Source organism: Allobosea sp. P1_A7 (genome assembly GCF_056406775.1).
Genome location: NZ_JBFTZN010000502.1, coordinates 1 through 2,092 on the forward strand (window position 1 = coordinate 1; position 2,092 = coordinate 2,092).

A 2,092-nucleotide genomic window follows, 5' to 3' on the forward strand; every position below is an offset into this window, starting at 1 on the left:
GGCCGGGCCGATTTTGATCCGCATCTGAAGGAGTTTGGGACCGCGAAGAAGTTCTATGCTTCGCTCAAAAGGCGCTTCGAATCCGTGATCAACCGCGAGCGGATGCGCATCCTTGTCTGGCCGTCGATCGAGCGACGTTTGGATTTTGTCGAGCAAACCCATGATCGGCTTGCACGGGGACACATTGACCTCGACACCGCGATGGTACGTGTAGCGTACTTCGATTTCCTCGAGCTCGATACCATTCGGTACGGGGCGCATAAGATCTATCGTGAGATTGTCGATGCCATGCGCTGGTTCGAGGGTTTCTCGCGCTTGGATATCGCCGAGTGGTCGGGGCATGATCCTTCAAAGGTGCCGTCGTGCCGGTCGATCTATGGGTTTCCGGGTTGGACGTTCCCAGAGCGGCTTCATGCCGAGATCGGCAACGGGAATATGCTCTTGGAGGATGTCGATGCGGAATATGTCATTCCGAGCATGAAGGAGTTGGTCGACTTCGCTTCGATCGACACGGAAGTCATGATTGCGAACCTCCGGGCTCGCACCGACGTTGATTACGCGGATATCGAACTCTAAGGGGTTTCGCCGATTGCGCACGAAGAAGGGCGGCTGCCGTGAGGCGAGCCGCCCTTCCCTATTTGCAGGCGATCCAGAGGCTGCCGTCTCGCTCGATGAGGCGCTTGTGCACGCGATCGGTGAGGACCTTATACCTGTGGTCCCAGTTCGCGATGGCGTACTGGTTCCGGCGCACGATCATCTCGTAGAGGTCTAATTCGGTTCGATAGCTGTGCGGTGGCGTCCTGGTGCAGATGTGATCCGCCAGACGCTCGAGGTCTCTGTCGACCTTGGTCCGCTTTTTGGTCCAGGCCGGATTGGACTTGCCGAAGGCTTTCGGGTCGAACGCGGTCTGGCCTATCATGGCGAACGTCCTTTTTCTGGGGTTTCAACCCTCTTGGGTTCGCCCAAATTTCGATTTTGATCGAAATGCGAGATCCGATTGATCGACCTCGCATTGGCCTGCTCCAGAACGGACGTTAGCGTCAGTTGGCGGCGTCTGCCGGTTCCGGATTCTGGATCCAGGTCTTTTGGCGGCATCCCACTGATAGGTGGTTTCCTCGCCATCCTTGTAGAAGTCGGGGGCGGCAACGGCGCCGCCGCCATAGCCGGCCTTATTCATCGCTTCTGCGATGGTGGAGCCGGAGACGGTCTCGGTTTCTCCGGAGAGCCAGTACAGGCGTAGCCAAGGCTGCGGCGCTCGGGCCGGGTTGCCTCAAGCATCCCGTAGGGAAGCATGGCCCGTTTCGTGGGCCCCTTGTGGAGGAGTCCTTTGCGAATGTGACTTCCATCACATTCGCACCGCGGATCGTCGAGTATCACACCTGACAACGCTGTCGAGGCAGTTCGCTAAGGCCCCGAGGTCAATCGGTCATCGCGCCATATTCGAACTTTCACCGCACCTCACCGCGACGCCGGCCGACTGCAACCGTTCATCGCGCCAACCGAGGTACCAGCCATGCGCAAGACCGCGATCCTTCTCTATGGCCTGCTGTCATACGCGCTCTTCTTCCTAACCTTTGTTTATGCGATTGGCTTCGTCGGCGGGTCTGTTGTGCCCAAGGGTATCAACGACGGGCCGTCAGCGCCGGCTGCGCAGGCCCTCCTGGTCAACTTCTCATTGCTGTCGCTCTTTGCGGTCCAGCATAGCGTCATGGCCCGTCCAGGGTTCAAACGCTGGTGGCTCCGCTGGATCGATCCGGCGCTGGAGCGGCCAACCTATGTGCTGCTCGCAACGGCGGCCCTTGCGCTCCTGCTGTGGCAATGGCGGCCCTTGCCGGAGAGCGTCTGGAGCGTGACCAATCCGACGCCGGCGGTGACTCTGATCGCGCTCTCCCAGTTCGGATGGCTGTTCGTCCTGCTCTCGACCTTCATGTTCAGTCATTTCGAGCTGTTTGGGCTGAAGCAGGTATTCGTGCGTTTCGCCGGCCGTAGGATGCCGGAGGCCGAATTCAGGACGCCGGGTCTGTACAAGCTTGTTCGGCATCCGATCTATCTCGGCTTCATCATCGCCTTCTGGGCTACTCCCGTCATGAGC

The 2,092-nt window shown here is 59.2% G+C and carries 3 protein-coding genes; 2 read left to right on the plus strand and 1 reads right to left on the minus strand.

The window, feature by feature from the left end; genetic code table 11:
- Nucleotides 1-576, plus strand: a 576-nt coding sequence (locus AC1D34_RS36930) for a hypothetical protein (protein ID WP_476826945.1), incomplete at its 5' end; no start/stop codon positions are given.
- 58 nt (nucleotides 577-634) lie between these two features.
- Here the strand turns inward: AC1D34_RS36930 and AC1D34_RS36935 are convergent.
- Nucleotides 635-919 (minus strand): hypothetical protein, encoded by a 285-nt coding sequence (locus AC1D34_RS36935; RefSeq protein WP_476826946.1) that lies wholly within the window; start codon nucleotides 917-919, stop codon nucleotides 635-637.
- A gap of 594 nt (nucleotides 920-1,513) precedes the next feature.
- Between AC1D34_RS36935 and mddA the strand changes: the two genes are divergently transcribed.
- Nucleotides 1,514-2,092: methanethiol S-methyltransferase (gene mddA / locus AC1D34_RS36940; protein WP_476826947.1), on the plus strand; the 579-nt coding region annotated here is incomplete at its 3' end.

Coding starts and splice junctions, on each gene's coding strand:
- AC1D34_RS36935 (WP_476826946.1), bottom strand. CDS start 919: ATGATAGGCCAGACCGCGTTCGACCCGAAAGCCTTCGGCAAGTCCAAT.